11 protein-coding genes are annotated in these 15,384 nt (G+C 59.9%); 6 read left to right on the top strand and 5 right to left on the bottom strand.

Annotated elements, in window-relative coordinates; genetic code table 11:
• Positions 1-87 precede the first annotated feature (87 nt).
• Positions 88-1,641 (top strand): YifB family Mg chelatase-like AAA ATPase, encoded by a 1,554-nt coding sequence (locus KIK84_RS07190; protein WP_214122395.1) that lies wholly within the window; start codon positions 88-90, stop codon positions 1,639-1,641.
• Here KIK84_RS07190 and KIK84_RS07195 read toward each other — a convergent pair.
• From KIK84_RS07195 to KIK84_RS07205, 3 genes are all read right to left on the bottom strand, one after another.
• Positions 1,622-4,735, bottom strand: coding sequence for an EAL domain-containing protein (locus tag KIK84_RS07195; protein ID WP_250207840.1), 3,114 nt, complete (start codon positions 4,733-4,735; stop codon positions 1,622-1,624). The genes KIK84_RS07190 and KIK84_RS07195 overlap by 20 nt on opposite strands.
• Positions 4,736-4,820: 85 nt before the next feature.
• Positions 4,821-5,834, bottom strand: a complete 1,014-nt coding sequence (locus tag KIK84_RS07200; RefSeq protein WP_214122397.1) for a transporter — start codon at positions 5,832-5,834, stop codon at positions 4,821-4,823.
• On the bottom strand, positions 5,834-7,051 hold the full coding sequence (locus KIK84_RS07205) for a glycosyltransferase family 4 protein (RefSeq protein WP_214122398.1): 1,218 nt from the start codon (positions 7,049-7,051) through the stop codon (positions 5,834-5,836). Before KIK84_RS07205 ends, KIK84_RS07200 begins: the two co-directional genes overlap by 1 nt.
• A 193-nt stretch (positions 7,052-7,244) precedes the next feature.
• On the opposite strand from KIK84_RS07205, the gene KIK84_RS07210 reads away from it, so the two are divergent.
• On the top strand, positions 7,245-7,871 hold the full coding sequence (locus tag KIK84_RS07210) for a hypothetical protein (protein ID WP_214122399.1): 627 nt from the start codon (positions 7,245-7,247) through the stop codon (positions 7,869-7,871).
• On the opposite strand, the gene KIK84_RS07215 is transcribed toward KIK84_RS07210, so the two are convergent.
• Positions 7,859-8,815: an aldose 1-epimerase gene (locus tag KIK84_RS07215; RefSeq protein WP_214122400.1), complete on the bottom strand. Its 957-nt coding sequence runs from the start codon at positions 8,813-8,815 to the stop codon at positions 7,859-7,861. The two genes, KIK84_RS07210 and KIK84_RS07215, sit on opposite strands and share 13 nt — an antisense overlap.
• A 249-nt stretch (positions 8,816-9,064) precedes the next feature.
• On the opposite strand from KIK84_RS07215, the gene KIK84_RS07220 reads away from it, so the two are divergent.
• From KIK84_RS07220 to yjfF, 4 genes are all read left to right on the top strand, one after another.
• Entirely contained in the window at positions 9,065-10,021 is a 957-nt protein-coding gene (locus tag KIK84_RS07220; protein ID WP_214122401.1) for an ABC transporter substrate-binding protein, read from the top strand.
• Between the two features lie 79 nt (positions 10,022-10,100).
• Positions 10,101-11,621 (top strand): sugar ABC transporter ATP-binding protein, encoded by a 1,521-nt coding sequence (locus tag KIK84_RS07225; RefSeq protein ID WP_214122402.1) that lies wholly within the window; start codon positions 10,101-10,103, stop codon positions 11,619-11,621.
• A complete protein-coding gene (locus KIK84_RS07230) occupies positions 11,618-12,709 on the top strand; it encodes an ABC transporter permease (RefSeq protein ID WP_214122403.1) in 1,092 nt (363 codons plus the stop codon). Before KIK84_RS07225 ends, KIK84_RS07230 begins: the two co-directional genes overlap by 4 nt.
• Positions 12,706-13,662 carry a galactofuranose ABC transporter, permease protein YjfF gene (gene yjfF, locus KIK84_RS07235; RefSeq protein WP_214122404.1) on the top strand — a complete coding sequence of 319 codons (957 nt, stop codon included), beginning with the start codon at positions 12,706-12,708 and terminating at the stop codon, positions 13,660-13,662. The genes KIK84_RS07230 and yjfF overlap by 4 nt, the downstream gene beginning before the upstream one ends.
• 42 nt (positions 13,663-13,704) lie before the next feature.
• On the opposite strand, the gene KIK84_RS07240 is transcribed toward yjfF, so the two are convergent.
• Entirely contained in the window at positions 13,705-15,381 is a 1,677-nt protein-coding gene (locus KIK84_RS07240) for an aminotransferase class III-fold pyridoxal phosphate-dependent enzyme (RefSeq protein WP_250207841.1), read from the bottom strand.
• Positions 15,382-15,384: the final 3 nt, after the last annotated feature.

Consider the following 15,384-nt stretch of genomic DNA (forward strand, 5'->3'; position numbering starts at 1 on the left):
TGCTGTATATCCATACAGTTGCACGCTTATTGTGCATTCACCTGCCATAAATGTGCGTTATGCGCACCAAACTGGAACATTCGTCATATGAGCTTATCTTTGGTGCAAAGCCGGGCCTTGGTAGGCCTTGAAGCTGTGCAAGTCACGGTCGAGGTGCATCTGGCCAATGGTTTGCCTAGCTTCACACTGGTGGGCTTGGCCGATGTGGAAGTGAAAGAAGCCCGCGAGCGGGTGCGCTGCGCCATCCAAAACAGCGGGCTGGAGTTCCCCAATAACAAACGCATCACCGTTAACTTAGCCCCAGCCGATTTGCCCAAAGATTCTGGCCGACTGGACTTGCCGATTGCCTTGGGTATTTTGGCCGCCAGTGGACAAATAGACGCAACGCAACTGCAAGGTTTGGAGTTTGCAGGGGAGCTATCCTTGTCGGGTGAACTGCGACCTGTGCGCGGGGCCTTGGCCATGGCATTGGCGCTGCGCCGTCAAAGCGCCCACAGCACGCAAGCAACGCGCTTGGTACTACCAGCAGGCAGTGCCGAAGAAGCAGCGTTGGTTCCCGATACCGAGGTGTATCGCGCATTGCACCTGCTCGATGCAGTGCAAGCCCTGCGCCCCGCAGCACCGCAGGACAACGCCACACGCCCCACCGATGGCTGGGTGCGCCTGCAAGGCCAAGCCCTGCGCTCCAACCCACACTACGCAGACTTGGCCGACGTAAAAGGCCAAACCGCCGCCAAACGCGTACTGGAAATTGCCGCTGCCGGCGGCCACAGTCTGCTCATGGTGGGGCCACCGGGTTCGGGTAAATCGATGCTGGCACAGCGTTTTGCCGGCTTGCTGCCCCCCATGGATGCCGAACAAGCATTGGAAAGTGCGGCCATTGCCAGCCTGAGTGGTCGCTTCAAACTGGAACACTGGGGCCAACGCCCTACCTGCCAGCCCCACCACTCTGCCAGTGCTGTGGCCCTTGTAGGAGGGGGATCCCCCCCTCGACCCGGTGAAATCTCTCTCGCCCACCATGGGGTCTTGTTTCTGGACGAACTACCCGAATTTCCACGCGCAGCCTTGGAAGCCCTGCGAGAACCGCTAGAGACTGGGCACATCACGATTGCCAGAGCCACTCGGCGGGCTGACTTTCCAGCGCGCTTTCAACTCATTGCCGCCATGAACCCCTGCCCTTGCGGCTACTTGGGCAGTCGCATACGCGTCTGCCGTTGCACCCCAGACCAAGTAGCCCGTTACCAAGGCAAACTCAGCGGTCCTTTGCTAGACCGCATAGACCTGCATTTGGAAGTACCTGCACTGCCCGCCCAAGAGTTGCTACACACCAGTCCCGGCGAAGGGACTGCCGCCATAGCCCAACGCTGCGACCAGGCACGCCAATTGGCGAAAACACGCCAAGGTTGCACCAATGCAGCTTTGCAAGGCCAGGCCATCGACGAGCATGTGCAACTGGAAAGCAGCGCAGCCAGCCTGCTCAACAAAGCAGCCGCCAAAATGGCTTGGAGTGCCCGCAGCACCCACCGCACCCTCAAGGTGGCACGCACCATTGCTGACTTGGCCGCTAGCACCAGCGTGCAAGCCAGCCATGTGGCCGAGGCGATTCAATACCGCCACGCACTCAAATCGGCAGCGCTCTAAGGGCATCTTGGCGCACCCAAGCCAAAAATGCCTGTTCTGGCATGGGGCGTGCAAAGCCATAGCCCTGCAATTCATCGCAACCAAGGCGCTTGAGGGCTTGTGCCGTCGCCATGGTTTCTACGCCTTCCGCCACCACCTGCAATTGCAAGCTGTGACCCAGACCAATGACCGCCTGCACGATGGCAGCATCGGCAGAATCTTCCAGCATAGCGCGGACAAACGATTGATCTACCTTGAGTTTGTCGATGGCAAAGCGCTTGAGATAAGCCAAGCTGGAATAGCCTGTACCAAAGTCGTCGATAGAGATTTGCACCCCCAACTTCTTGAGTGCAGCCACCCGTTGCTGTGCGGCACTGGGGTTGTCCATCAGGTGCGATTCCGTCAGCTCCAACTCCAACAGAGATGCCGACAATCCTGAGCGCTGCAAGGCCTGCGCTACTTGCTGCACCAAATGCTCATCGGCCAACTGGGCGGCCGAAAGATTGACCGACAGTTGCGCCCCCAACCAACCATCGGGCATCACCGTGCGCATTTCCTGCAGCATGCTGGCCCACTGGCTACACGCTTGCTGCAAAACCCACGGCCCAATGGTTTTGATCAAGCCTGTTTCTTCGGCCAATTGAATAAATGCGCTAGGAGACACTGTTCCGAGTGCAGGGTTGTGCCAACGTAGCAGGGCTTCGGCTCCATTCATACGATAGTCACTGGCACGCAAACGGGGTTGAAAATGCAAGCTGAACTCGCCGTTTCCTAAAGCCATACGCAGCTGGGCTTCCATGGATTGGCGTGCCAAGATGCGCTGATCGGTTTCAACAGAAAAGTAGCGCGCAGTGTCACGCCCAGCCGCTTTGGCTTCGTACATAGCGGAATCGGCCCGGCGCATTAGCTCATCCTCGTCCAAAGCATCCGTAGGGTAAATGGCCACACCCACGCTACACGAAACGCTCAGGTTGTGTCCCTCCACCACCATGGGTTGACGAATGCTTGGAATGAGTCGCTGCAGTACCAAGTTTTCCAACTCTTCACGCCCATGAACGTGGCGCATGATGATGATGAACTCATCACCACCCAAACGACTCACTGTGTCGTGGGCACGCACCGCATGCAACAACCGGCGCGCCACCGTGCGCAGCAAACCATCGCCAATGTGGTGACCCAAGGTGTCATTGATGAGTTTGAAACGATCCAAGTCGATAAACAGCACCGCCACCTGTTCACCGCGCTGCCGTGCAGCTTCCAAAGCTTCCGTCAAACGCAGCTGGCACAAAGCCCGGTTGGGCAGCTCAGTCAGCACATCGTGCTGGGCCAAGAAGCGAATACGTTCCTCCTTGGCTTTGCGATCGGTGATGTCAATAGCGATACCGATGTAATGGGTAGGGTGCTCACTACCACCTTCACGCACCGGCGATACCATGAGCCATGCCGGATAGGAATCCCCGGATTGGCGGCGAAACCGCACTTCCCCTTGCCACGACTCTTTGTCCAATACAGCTTGCCACTGCGGACCATCGCCCTCGATGAGCATGGTCAATTCCTCGCCAATCACCTCGTAGTAGTCATACCCTGTATTGCGGCAAAAAGCGGCATTCACACTGATGACTTGGCGCTCAGCATTCAAAATCGTAATCCCCTCCGAGGAGGCCTCGAACACTTTGGCCCACAACTCTAGGCGCTGCTCCATGACTTTGAGCACATTGATCGGAGTGAAAGCAGTAATAACTGCATCTTGCCCCTGAAACTCCAGTCGGCGCGCCGACAAAACCGCCCATGTGGGTTCCGCCGCAGCGTGCCAACGGACTTCAAATTCGTCCACTACACCGCGGTCGGCCAAACGTTGGAAAAAGCGCGCCCGCACCCCTGGCTCCAAACCCATGCGCCAAGGGTCTTGGTGCCATTGACCCACCCAATGCCTGCCCGGTTCATTCAAATGCAAGATACGGTGATCAGGGATGGATGTCACCACCAAGGGGATGGGCGATGCCTCCAACAAGGCTTTCTGGGCCTCTGCTGCACGGGCGCTGGCGGCCAATTCTTGCTGTACCAAACGGTCATGGTCGAGCTGGGCCAGCATGTCATTGAATGCAGCAAACAAACGCCCAATCTCATCGCTGCTACTCCACTGCGCACGCTGGGTGTAATCGGATGTCTGGCGCACACGCTCGGCCACCGTAGCCAAACTGCGCAAGGGCCGGGCAATTTGACTAGCCACCAGATAGACCAGTGACAAAATTCCACCTAGTAGCGCCAAAGCTGTACCCAAGTGCAAAGCCATGCGGGTGTACAAGCCACGCACACGCTGCTGCAACAACCCGTCCAACTCCCGCAAGCCCTGCACCCAAGCGGCATCCAAGGCTTGCTGCACTACCAGTTGGTACTGCACAAAGGCTTGCTTGGGTTGTCTGTCGATTTTGCGACTGGCATTGGCCATGGATTGCAAGGCAATCTCATACACCTTGAGCGCATTGAGCAAAGCCTCTCGACTGGGCCCCAAGCGCTGATGCAACCCGTCATCACTGGCTTTCCACGTTTGGATAAAGTCCGATTGAATACCCTGCACGACAGCATCGAGCCGTCCTGCCACGGTCAACAACTCGGCCTGCCGAACCAAACTCCCATCAGTGGGACGCAATGCTGTTTGGCTGTCTTGCAAAAGCTGCAACAACTCAGGGTAGCGCAGCATAGTGAGCGACATCACGTAATAACTATCCAAGTCCGGATCCAAAATCAGGTTGGACTGGTTAGCCACGGTGGTCAACAAATCACCAGCCCGTGTCAACAGATCGGCTTGTGCACTGGCCCTGGATGCTGCACTGAGGTTGCGCATGCTCTGCAGGGCTTGGTCAAAGCGTTCCGCTTGCTCTGCGGTATTGAGCGCCGCATCCTGTGCCGCACGCTGGTTATGCCAGCGCTGCAGCATGTCATCGGGGGGCACTTGCCCAGTAATCAGCGCCTGCAGCAAATTGTCCCGCACCGATACGGTGTAGGTGACGCCCACCACTTCCTTTTGTGTGAACTCTATGGCTGCGAGTTTTTCATGGATCAAGATGCCGGTGATGTAAATCACGGCCGTCATGTCCAACAAATAAATAAGCATGAGCTTGCGCCCAACGCTCAAACTGCCCAACCAACGAGTGAATCGCACAATCATGATGGATGAGCGCTAGCAATTTCCGCTCCACCTAATCATTACCACGTTTGCGAAACGCAAACCATGCCGCCAGCAACGTTACCACCACAACCACCAGCAACACGAGGACAAAACCGTGCGGGTGGTCGGCCAGCGGAATGCCTCCCACGTTCATGCCCAGCAAACCCGCAATCATGTTGATCGGCAGCGCCAACACGGTCACGATGGTCAGCACATACAGACTGTGGTTGTCCGACTCGGCCACGCGCGCAGCAATTTCTTCTTGCAGCAGCTTGATGCGCTCTTGCAACGCGGCCATGTCGCTCAGCGCCACGTTGAACTCCTCGGTGGATTGGCGCAAATCGGCCAAATCGTCCTGCGCAATCCAATCGGGCGGGCGGTGCAGCAAGCGAAACAGCGAAGCTGGCTCTGGTGCCAACAAACGTTGCAAGCGCACCAGCAAGCGGCGCAGCGCGCTCAGATCAGCCCGTTTGGCCCCCAGACGACCAGCCAGCAAAGTATCTTCAATGTCATCGACCCGTTGGGTGGTAGCGCGCACAATGCCCGCCAGCACATCGCCTTGGTCGTGCATCAAGTGCACCAGCAGGGCCATGCTGCTGGGCAAGCGCTCGCCGTGGCGCACCGCATCGCGCAGCCGGTCTATGGCACGCAGGGGTTGCAAACGGGCCGACACCACCAGCCGCTCGCCCACGTAGAGCCACAACGTGGCCAAGTCGGCGGCCTCAAAGGCAAAGTCATAGCGCACATCGTTCACCACGGCCAGCAAGGCCTCGTCGTGCCGCTCCACCCGGGTAGAACGCGAGCTTTCGCTCAGTAAGTCGTGGAATTCGTCGGGCAACTGCACTTGGCTGCGCAGCCATTTGCGCGTAGCGGTGTGCGACAGGCTGAAGTGCAGCCACACAAAGCCTTGCTGCGCGGTGCGGGCGGTCTCAAGCCTGTGCAAAGCCTGCAGGCCATCGACGTTGTGCCCTTGACCATGGGCATCGAAATAAAACCCGCACACCAGCCCCGAGTCGTCGGAGCCATAGCTATCCACCGCTGACATCAGCTTTGGGCGGCCACGTGCAGTAGCACGCGCTCCACTTGGGCAAAAATGGCGGCCCAGCTCATGCCTTGCGCGGTGTCACGGGCGGCTGCGGCACAACGCTGGCGCAGCGCGCTATCGCGCACCATGGCCTCGGTATGGGTCAGCAAGGCTTGCATATCGGTCGTGCCGCCCTGCGCAGGGTTGTAATGGGCCAGCAAACCATTGCTGCCGTGCTGCACCAGCAAGCGCGCTGCAGCATCGTCGTAGGCCACCACGGGCAGCCCGCTGGCCATGGCTTCTAGGCACACGTTGCCAAAGGTTTCAGACACACTGGGAAAGACAAACACATCGGCACTGGCGTAGTGCGCAGCCAATGCTTTTTCATCCAAAAAGCCCGTAAATAACGCCCTTGGGCTTTCGCGCTGCAGGTTCTCGCGCTGGGGGCCATCTCCAGCCACCACCAAGCGCAGGTGTGGGTAAAGCGGCTGCAGCGCGTTGAACACCTGCAGCAGTACCGACAGGTTTTTCTCTGCCGCCAACCGGGCCACGCACAAGAGCACCACATCACCATCGGCCGCGCCCCAGTTTTGGCGCACAGCATCGGAGCGCTTGGCTGGGTCAAAGTGGCCGACGTCTACACCACGCGGTACCGCGTGCAGGCGCTCGAACCCCAGTGCGTGCAGTTCTTGGCGCAGCTGTTCGGTCGGCACCATGGTGCTGTGGGCCAGGTTATGGAATTTGCGCAAGTAGGCGATGATGGGTTTCTTGAGCAAGCCCACTTTGTAATGCTCGGTATAGGCGTGGAAGTTGGTACGAAAGTCGGTACTCACTGGGATGCGCATCTTGCGCGCCACCTTGAGGGCTGACCAACCCAGCGGCCCTTCGGTAGCGATGTGCACAACATCAGGCCGCTTATGACTCCACAAGCGGGTCAGCTCGCGTTTGGCAGGCAAGCCCACACGCAACTGGCGGTAAAACGGGATGGGCATGCCCTTGACCAGCACATCGGGTTGCGGTGCGTCCCCCCCCACTTCGGAAGGGTGGCGCGGGCGAATCACGGTGATGGCATGCCCCAAATCGCGCAGTCCTTGCACCGTACGCGCCATGGTGCGGGCCACTCCGTTGATGTCGGGCGGGTAGGTTTCTGTCACCACGGCAATGCGCAAACTGGCCCGCGATGGGGCCAGCTCATCCACGCAGATGGTGGCGTCTGGGCTGGTGTGATCCGTGTTCATGGGCCGCCAATGTGGCAGCGCGTTGCGACAACTGTGTGACAAACGCATGGCACCCCATTGACATGGGCTTCCTGCAAGTAGGTGTGTCATCAAACATTCATGCAAAGCCGAGACAGTCGCGCCACTGGATCAGCCTGCACCCCGTGCCGGCTGTGCAACGCACTATTGCCAACCTCTATTGGAGCTGCACTGCATGAACCGTTTTCTTGACACCCTGAAAACCCAACGCTGGGACGACCACCGCTACTACCACCAAAGCCGCATCAACCAGTCGCTGCACTTTGTCAGCGCCATCTCGTTTTTGGTGGCCTATGTGTACCTGTTCATCGACCCCGCCGTGTCGGGCCTGATTGGTTGGCTCATCAGCATGAGCACGCGCCAAAGCGGCCACTTCTTCTTCGAACCGCAAGGCTTTGACCACGTGAACAACGTGAGCAACGACTACAAAGAAGCCGTGAAGGTGGGCTACAACCTGCACCGCAAGGTCGTGCTCATTGCGGTGTGCGTGGCCGTGCCTGTGCTGGCATTCTTCCACCCCCAATGGATCACGTGGGCCGCGCCCGAATCGTTTGAGACCAGCGCTTGGCGTCTCACTGGCATCGTTTGGCTGTTCTTGGGCGCTGCGGGTTTGCTGTTTCGCGTCGGTCAAATTTGGCAGCAAAAGAGCTTGCTCGAAGGCATTGCGTGGGCGACCAAAATCATCACCGACCCCGTGCACGACATCATGCTCTACCACCGCGCCCCTTTGTACCTGCTGCGCGGTGAGTTGCTCGACCCCATGGAGCATGTAAAAGACGAGTTGGCTGGTCAGCACTCCTGAGCGCGGCGCTCTATGCGCCAGTGCAAATGCATGCCCACACTCTGGCCTTGCTGCAACAAGGCCAGCCCCGGCTGACCGGGCATGTGAAAGGCATCAATCGGGTGGGTAATAGGCTCGAAACAAAACGCAGGCCCAGTGCTGGGGCGGTACACCAAACAATAACCATCGGCCTGCGGGCGCTGCGCCGTCTCGGTATGGCGCAGGTGCAAACGCAGTCCTTTGGACGGCCAGTCGATGTGCGCCACCCCATTCCACCCCGTGAATCCGTTGTCGATAAAAGTGCCGTACGCTGGCATGCCTTGGGTGGGATTCCAGTCTGACAACTCGGGCGGAAAGTCTGTGCGATGCGCCGTGGGAATGGGATCTGCCCCACTGAGCCACACGCCTTGCACGGGTGTGTGCAACACGGTGTCCGGATCACGCGCAAACCACGGGTGCTGGCCCAAGCCATAAGGCAAGGGCTGCGCACCCAAGTGGGTGACGTGCAAGACCTGCTCCAAGCCCTCTTCGTGCAACACAAAGCGCTGCAGTGCTTCGTAGTGGTAGGGGTTGCCTTGGAAGCCGCGTGAATGCAAACGCATCTCCACCACATGGGGTTCTGGTTGTTCACACTGCCACGCTTGCAGCCACCCATCACCATGAATGGGATAAGGCTCACCCACCCGGTTGCACTGCATGGGGTAGTGCTGCGGCCCCACGTCAAAGCCGCCTTGGCTGATGCGGTTGGACCACGGCAGCATGGCAAACGAGGCCAAGGTGTACATATCGGTCGTTTGCCCATCCCAGCGGCGCAGTAAATCCACCCACTGCCCACCGACATAGCACCGCCAAGCAGCCATGCCCGCCCCCAGCGTGGGCACCAACCCCAAGCGCTGCTGGGCATTGCTCAGCCAAACAATCGGATGGGACAGACAAGACTGGGCGGAATCTGGGGATGTGGCCATAACAATGCGCTCCGATGAATGAAACCGCGCTTATCAAAGCAAAGCTTGGTGGCGAGAATCAGTGCAAACACCAATCCGATTTACGTTATCAAACCAAGATAAATAAATCATTAGAAAACTATAGGTAGTCGGTCTACGATGAAAAAGCCTAACCCCAGCGCATGACGAACTGGCGGCAGGAGATAGGGAGGCGTTTGGTACATGCCTTCTTGGACTGACTAAACCAATAAACCGACAGGAGACCAGCACATGACACATCGTCGCAGCATCTTGCTCAGCGCCATGGTTTTGGCCGTGATGAGCGCCACCCCCGCTTGGGCACAGAAAAAAATCGTGGTGGGCTTTGCCCAAGTAGGCGCAGAGAGCGAATGGCGCACCGCCAACACCAACTCCATCAAGGAGACTGCGGCCAAAGAGGGCATTGAGCTCAAGTTCGCCGACGCCCAACAAAAGCAAGAGAACCAAATCAAAGCCATCCGCTCCTTCATCGCCCAAAAGGTGGACGTGATCGCCTTTGCCCCCGTGGTGAATACCGGCTGGGACACTGTGCTCAAGGAAGCCAAAGCGGCCAAAATCCCAGTCATCTTGACCGACCGCTCGGTAGAGACCAAAGACGAATCGCTGTACCTGTCCTTCTTGGGCTCTGACTTCATGGAAGAAGGCCGCAAAGCTGGCCGCTGGCTGCTGGAAAAAGCCAAGACCATGAAGGGCGAGATCAACGTGGTCGAGTTGCAAGGCACGGTGGGTTCTGCCCCCGCCATCGAGCGCAAGAAGGGCTTTGAGGAAATCATCAAGGCCAACCCCAATATCAAGATCATCCGCTCCCAAACCGGCGACTTCACCCGCGCCAAGGGCAAGGAAGTCATGGAAGCTTTCCTCAAGGCTGAGGGCAAAAAGATCAACGTGCTCTACGCGCACAACGATGACATGGCCATTGGTGCCATCCAAGCCATCGAAGAAGCAGGCATGAAGCCCGTCAAGGACATCACCATCATCTCGGTGGATGCGGTCAAGGGTGCCTTTGAAGCCATGATGGCGGGCAAGATGGACGTGAGCGTGGAGTGCAACCCCTTGCTCGGACCCCAGCTGTTTGCCGCCGTCAAGGATGTGGTGGCAGGCAAAACTATCCCCCGCCGCATCGTGACCCAAGAAGGGGTGTACACCATGGACATGGCGGCCAAAGAGTTTCCCAACCGCAAGTACTGAGCGCCAAACACCCGCAAGGGTGGTGGTCTTTGAGTGACAGGCAGCCCACGCTGGTGTGGGCTGCGTTACGGGTTCTGCCATGAGCACACTTGATAAGCCCCCAGTGCTGTCGCTGGTGGGCATCTCCAAACGCTTTGGAGCCGCCTTGGCGCTCCACAACGTCAGCCTGCAATTGCGCGCAGGCGAAATCCACGCCCTGATGGGGCAAAACGGAGCCGGAAAATCCACCCTCATCAAGGTGCTAACTGGCGTCTACCAAGCCGACAGCGGCAGCGCCACGCTGGAGGGTCTGCCGCTGCAAGCCCAGTCCCCCGCGCACGCGCAGGCCTTGGGCATCAGCACGGTGTACCAAGAGGTCAACCTCTGCCCCAACCTGTCGGTGGCAGAAAACATCTTTGCGGGCCGCTACCCGCGCAAAGGCTGGATGGGTGCTGGGCTCATCGACTGGCCCCGCATGCACCACGAGGCGCGCCAGTGGCTGGGCAAACTCAATTTGGACATCGACGTCACTGCCCCGCTGGCCCACTACCCCGTGGCAGTGCAACAGATGGTGGCCATTGCCCGCGCCTTGAGCATTGACGCCAAGGTGCTGGTGCTGGACGAACCCACCTCCAGCCTGGATGACGACGAGGTGCACAAGCTCTATGCGGTGATGCGCCAGCTCAAAGCGCAAGGCATGGCGGTGCTGTTTGTGACGCACTTTCTCGACCAGGTGTACGCCGTGAGCGACCGCATCACCGTGCTGCGCAACGGCGAACTGGTGGGCGAATACTTGGCCAGCGACTTGGATCACAACGCGCTGATTGCCGCCATGGTCGGGCGCAGCGTGGCGCTGGCCGACAGCAAGCCACAGGCAGCGCACAAGCAACAGGCATCGGGTGCGTGGCTGAGCATGCACGGCGTGGGGCGCAAAGGCGCGCTCAAACCCAGCCAACTGGACATTCGGGCCGGAGAGATCGTCGGCCTAGGAGGCCTGCTCGGTTCGGGTCGTACCGAGTTGGCGCGGCTCTTGTTTGGGCTGGATGCCCGTGACAGCGGCACGGTGCAGATCAAAGGGAAGCATGCCGCGCTGCAGTCCCCTGTGCAAGCCATCGCAACCGGCATGGGCATGTGCCCGGAAGACCGCAAGGCCGAAGGCATTGTGGCCGCGCTGTCGGTGCGCGAGAACATCGTGCTGGCCTTGCAAGCACGCCAAGGCCTGTGGCCTGCCATCAGTTACCAGCGGCAGATGGAACTGGCCAACCACTACATCGCGCTTCTGGGCATCAAAACCGAAGATGCCAACAAACCGATAGGCCTGCTCTCGGGCGGCAACCAACAAAAAGCCGTGCTGGCACGCTGGATGGCCACACAACCTGCGCTGTTGATACTCGACGAGCCCACTCGGGGCATAGACATAGCGGCCAAGCAAGAAATCATGAACCAGATCATGGCACTGGCCCAAGAAGGGATGGCAGTGGTATTTATTTCGTCCGAAATGGAAGAAGTGGTGCGCGTGTCGCACCGCATCGTGGTGCTGCGCGACCGCGAGATCGTGGGTGAACTGCCCGCTGGCAGCAGTGAACAAGCGGTGTACGCCGTGATTGCGGGGCACACATGAGCAAGGCCTCTGTATCCACCCTGTGGCAACGCATCAGCAGCCACGCTCTGCTGTGGCCCTGCGTCACGCTGCTGCTCATTTTGCTCATCAACGCCAGCCTGAATCCCGGTTTTTGGATGCTGCAGTGGCGCGATGGCCACCTCTACGGCAGCCTGATCGACATCCTCAACCGCGCCGCACCGCTCATGCTGGTGTCGCTGGGCATGACGCTGGTGATTGCCACCCGTGGCATCGACATTTCGGTCGGTGCCACCATCGCCATCAGCGCTTCGGTGGCGGCGCTCATGATCGGCGGCACGCTGGTGGTGAACAACGGCGTATCCACCCAAGTGAGCCGCTTCCCCATGGCGCTGGCCATTGGGTGCGCGCTGGGTGTGGCCTTGCTGTGCGGGCTGTGGAATGGCCTCTTGGTCAACGCCATTGGCCTGCAACCCATTATTGCCACCCTCATCCTCATGGTGGCAGGCCGCGGCATTGCCCAGCTACTGACCGATGGGCAAATCATCACCGTGTACTACTCGCCCTTCTTTTTCTTTGGCGGCGGCTATTGGCTGGGTTTGCCGTTTGCCTTGTTCATCGCCGTGGGTGTCTATGGGGTGCTGCATTACTTGGTCACCCGCACAGCACTGGGCTTGTTCATTGAAGCCATAGGCATCAACCCCGCCGCTGCGCGCGTAGCCGGGGTGAAAGAGCGCCTCATCAGCCTGTGCGTATACGGCTTTTGCGGGCTGACGGCGGGCATGGCGGGCATCATCATCAGCTCCAACGTGAAAAGCGCCGATGGCAACAACGCTGGCAACCTGATGGAGCTGGACGCTATTTTGGCCGTGACGCTGGGCGGTACCTTGCTCACAGGGGGCAAGTTCAGCTTGGCGGGCAGCATGCTGGGCGCGCTCATCATCCAAGCGCTCACCTCCACCATTTATTCCATTGGCGTGCCACCCGAGATCAACCTCGTCGTCAAAGCCGCCGTGGTGTTTGCCGTCATGCTCATCCAATCGGCCGAATTTCGCCGCATGGTGCGTGGCTGGGTGGTACGCCCCAGCGTCGGGGGTGGCGCAGCAAGGGATGCAGGAGGTACTGCATGAAAGCCTACGCACGCTTTGTACCCCTGCTGGTCACCATGCTGCTGTGCTTGGGCATGGCGGGCTACGGCTCGGTGGCCTACAACGGATTTTTCACCGTGCAGGCGTTTCTCAACCTGCTCATCGACAACGCTTTCCTGCTCATCGTGGCGGTGGGCATGGGCTTTGTCATCCTCACAGGGGGCATCGACCTGTCGGTGGGTGCCGTAGTGGCGCTGTCCACCATGGTGCTGGCGCAATTGGTGGAGAAACTGCACTGGCCCATCGTGCCGGCTATCGCTGTGGTGCTGCTCATGGGGGCCAGTTTGGGCGCATTGATGGGCTGGTTGATCCAGCGCTTTCGCCTGCAGCCCTTCATCGTCACACTCGCTGGCATGTTCTTGGCACGTGGGCTGTGCTACCTCATCAGCATCGACTCCATCAGCATCACCGACGAGGCCTATACCGCATTGGCCCAATGGCGCCTGCCCATAGGATCAGAGGCCAGCCTGTCCTTAGGGGCGGTGCTGGGCCTGCTGGTGTGGCTGCTGGCCATGGTGTTGGCGCACGGCACCGAGTTTGGCCGCACGGTGTACGCCATCGGTGGCAACGAGCAGTCGGCCTTGCTCATGGGCTTGCCCGTAGCCCGCACCACCATGCTGGTGTATGCCATCAGCGGCATGTGCTCGGCACTCGGGGGCGTGGTGTTCACGTTTTACATGCTCTCGGGCTACGGCTTGCACGCCGTGGGCATGGAGCTGGACGCCATTGCCGCCGTGGTGATTGGCGGCACCTTGCTCAGCGGCGGCGTGGGCTATATGGCAGGCACGCTGTTTGGCGTGCTCACACTGGGCCTCATCCAAGCGCTCATCATGTTCGATGGCACGCTCAGTTCCTGGTGGACGCGCATCATGATTGGCGGCCTGCTGTTTGCCTTTTGCGTGCTGCAGCGGCTGGTGCAAGCGAAGAAGCGCTGAAAGCCCCCTCTCCCCCGAAAGCCCCGCAACAGTGGGGCTTTTTCATGCCCCCCATCGGTGCTGCAGCAACTCCCGCAGCACGCTGCGTTTGATGGTTTTGGCATCCACTCCCGGTGGCGTCCACCACCAACCATCCAGCTGCATCTGGGCACAGGCGCGCAGCACGCAGGCGGTGAGCTGATCGAACTCGGCATCGGTGTACGACAGGTTGAACACCCAGCGCCCGGTGCCCACCCAGCTCAGGGCAACGCCCTGCTCGCGCAGGTAAAACTGCAGCAGCCAGTTGTAGCGGCTGGGCGCGTCAAACAGCAGCGCCCACACCGTCTCCATGCCTGCAAAGCGCACCGGGTAGCCCGCATCGGCCAGCGCCGCGTTGATGCGCTGCAGGCGCTCGCTCCACACGGCTGAACTGTTGGCGTAGAGCTGCTGCACAGCAGGCGTGTCGAGCTGGCGCAAGAAAACATTCATCGCACCCATGACATACGGGTGCGCGTTGAAGGTGCCGCGGGCAAAGCAAATGTCGGCCGGGCGGTCGTCACGGTAGCGCTGCATCCATGCGCGCTTGCCGCACACCACGCCCACGGGCAGACCACCGCCCAGCGTTTTGCCGTAGGTCACCATGTCGGCCTGCACACCAAAGTACTGCTGCGCGCCGCCCACCCCCAAGCGAAAGCCCATGAACACTTCGTCAAAGATGAGGGCAATGCCACGCTCGGTGCACACCTGACGCAACTCCTGCAGCCAGCGGGTGTGCTGCTCGCGGTCATAGGCGGCTTTGCGTTCGTTGGCCACCAGAGTCGAGTCTGACGGTGCAGCGCCGTTGGGGTGCATGGACTGCAAGGGGTTGATCAGCACGCAGGCTATGTCATTGCGCTTGCGCAGCACGCGCAGGGTGTTGGCATGGCCTTCGCGCAGCGTGAGGGTATTGGCTGCAGGTTTGTTGGGGTTGCCGGGGCCGGGCTGCACATCGTCCCACCAGCCGTGGTACGCGCCGGCAAAGCGCACCACCTTGCGGCGGCGCGTGTGGTAGCGGGCCAAGCGCACGGCTTGCATCACTGCCTCGGTGCCGGACATATGGAAAGACACCTCCTCCATGCCCGACAGGGCGCACAGGCGCTGCACGTTGTCCAGCACGCAAGGGTGGTAGGAGCCCAGCACCGGCCCCAGCGAATCGGTCAGCGCCACGCCCTCTTGGGTGCAGGTTTTGTAAAAGTCTGTGCCCAGCACGTTCAGGCCATAGGAGCCAGTCACGTCCCAGTAGGCTTTGCCATCCGCGTCTATCAGTTGGTTGCCTTGGCTGCTGGCCCAAAAACTGGTGATGGGCACGTGCTGCAAAAACACCTCGCGGAACTGGAAGGGCACGCGGTAGCGACGGGTGAACTGCAGGTCGGGCAAATAGGGTTCCGCCTGCTCGGTCAGCGCCAGCGTGTGGGGGCTGCTGCTGCGCAGGGCTTGGCCCAAGCGCTGCAGGCCGTCACGGCGCTGTTGCACCACCGTCATGGGGGCGTCATCAAGCTGAAACCAACGTGTTGCATCGTAGCTGTAGCCCGGTATTTGCCGGGCGATGCGCTGTGCCCAGCGCACATGCCCACCCAGCGTAGGGGCTTTGGCCAGCGACAACTCCAGACGCTGGCGCGCTTTGCGAAACACCCAAACCGATGCCACAGCAGCCGCTGCGGCACTGGCCAAGGTGGTGGGTTCAAGCATGAGATCGGACATAGA

Source organism: Curvibacter sp. CHRR-16 (assembly GCF_018474005.1).
Lineage (GTDB): Bacteria > Pseudomonadota > Gammaproteobacteria > Burkholderiales > Burkholderiaceae_C > Allorhodoferax.

Excerpts from the sequence above, each read along its gene's own strand:
- KIK84_RS07230 (WP_214122403.1), top strand. The coding sequence starts at position 11,618 with ATGAGCAAGGCCTCTGTATCCACCCTGTGGCAACGCATCAGCAGCCAC.
- KIK84_RS07215 (WP_214122400.1), bottom strand. The coding sequence starts at position 8,815 with ATGGCCACATCCCCAGATTCCGCCCAGTCTTGTCTGTCCCATCCGATT.
- KIK84_RS07195 (WP_250207840.1), bottom strand. The coding sequence starts at position 4,735 with ATGCTTATTTATTTGTTGGACATGACGGCCGTGATTTACATCACCGGC.
- KIK84_RS07205 (WP_214122398.1), bottom strand. The coding sequence starts at position 7,051 with ATGAACACGGATCACACCAGCCCAGACGCCACCATCTGCGTGGATGAG.
- KIK84_RS07240 (WP_250207841.1), bottom strand. The coding sequence starts at position 15,381 with ATGTCCGATCTCATGCTTGAACCCACCACCTTGGCCAGTGCCGCAGCG.
- yjfF (WP_214122404.1), top strand. The coding sequence starts at position 12,706 with ATGAAAGCCTACGCACGCTTTGTACCCCTGCTGGTCACCATGCTGCTG.
- KIK84_RS07200 (WP_214122397.1), bottom strand. The coding sequence starts at position 5,834 with ATGTCAGCGGTGGATAGCTATGGCTCCGACGACTCGGGGCTGGTGTGC.
- KIK84_RS07220 (WP_214122401.1), top strand. The coding sequence starts at position 9,065 with ATGACACATCGTCGCAGCATCTTGCTCAGCGCCATGGTTTTGGCCGTG.
- KIK84_RS07190 (WP_214122395.1), top strand. The coding sequence starts at position 88 with ATGAGCTTATCTTTGGTGCAAAGCCGGGCCTTGGTAGGCCTTGAAGCT.
- KIK84_RS07210 (WP_214122399.1), top strand. The coding sequence starts at position 7,245 with ATGAACCGTTTTCTTGACACCCTGAAAACCCAACGCTGGGACGACCAC.
- KIK84_RS07225 (WP_214122402.1), top strand. The coding sequence starts at position 10,101 with ATGAGCACACTTGATAAGCCCCCAGTGCTGTCGCTGGTGGGCATCTCC.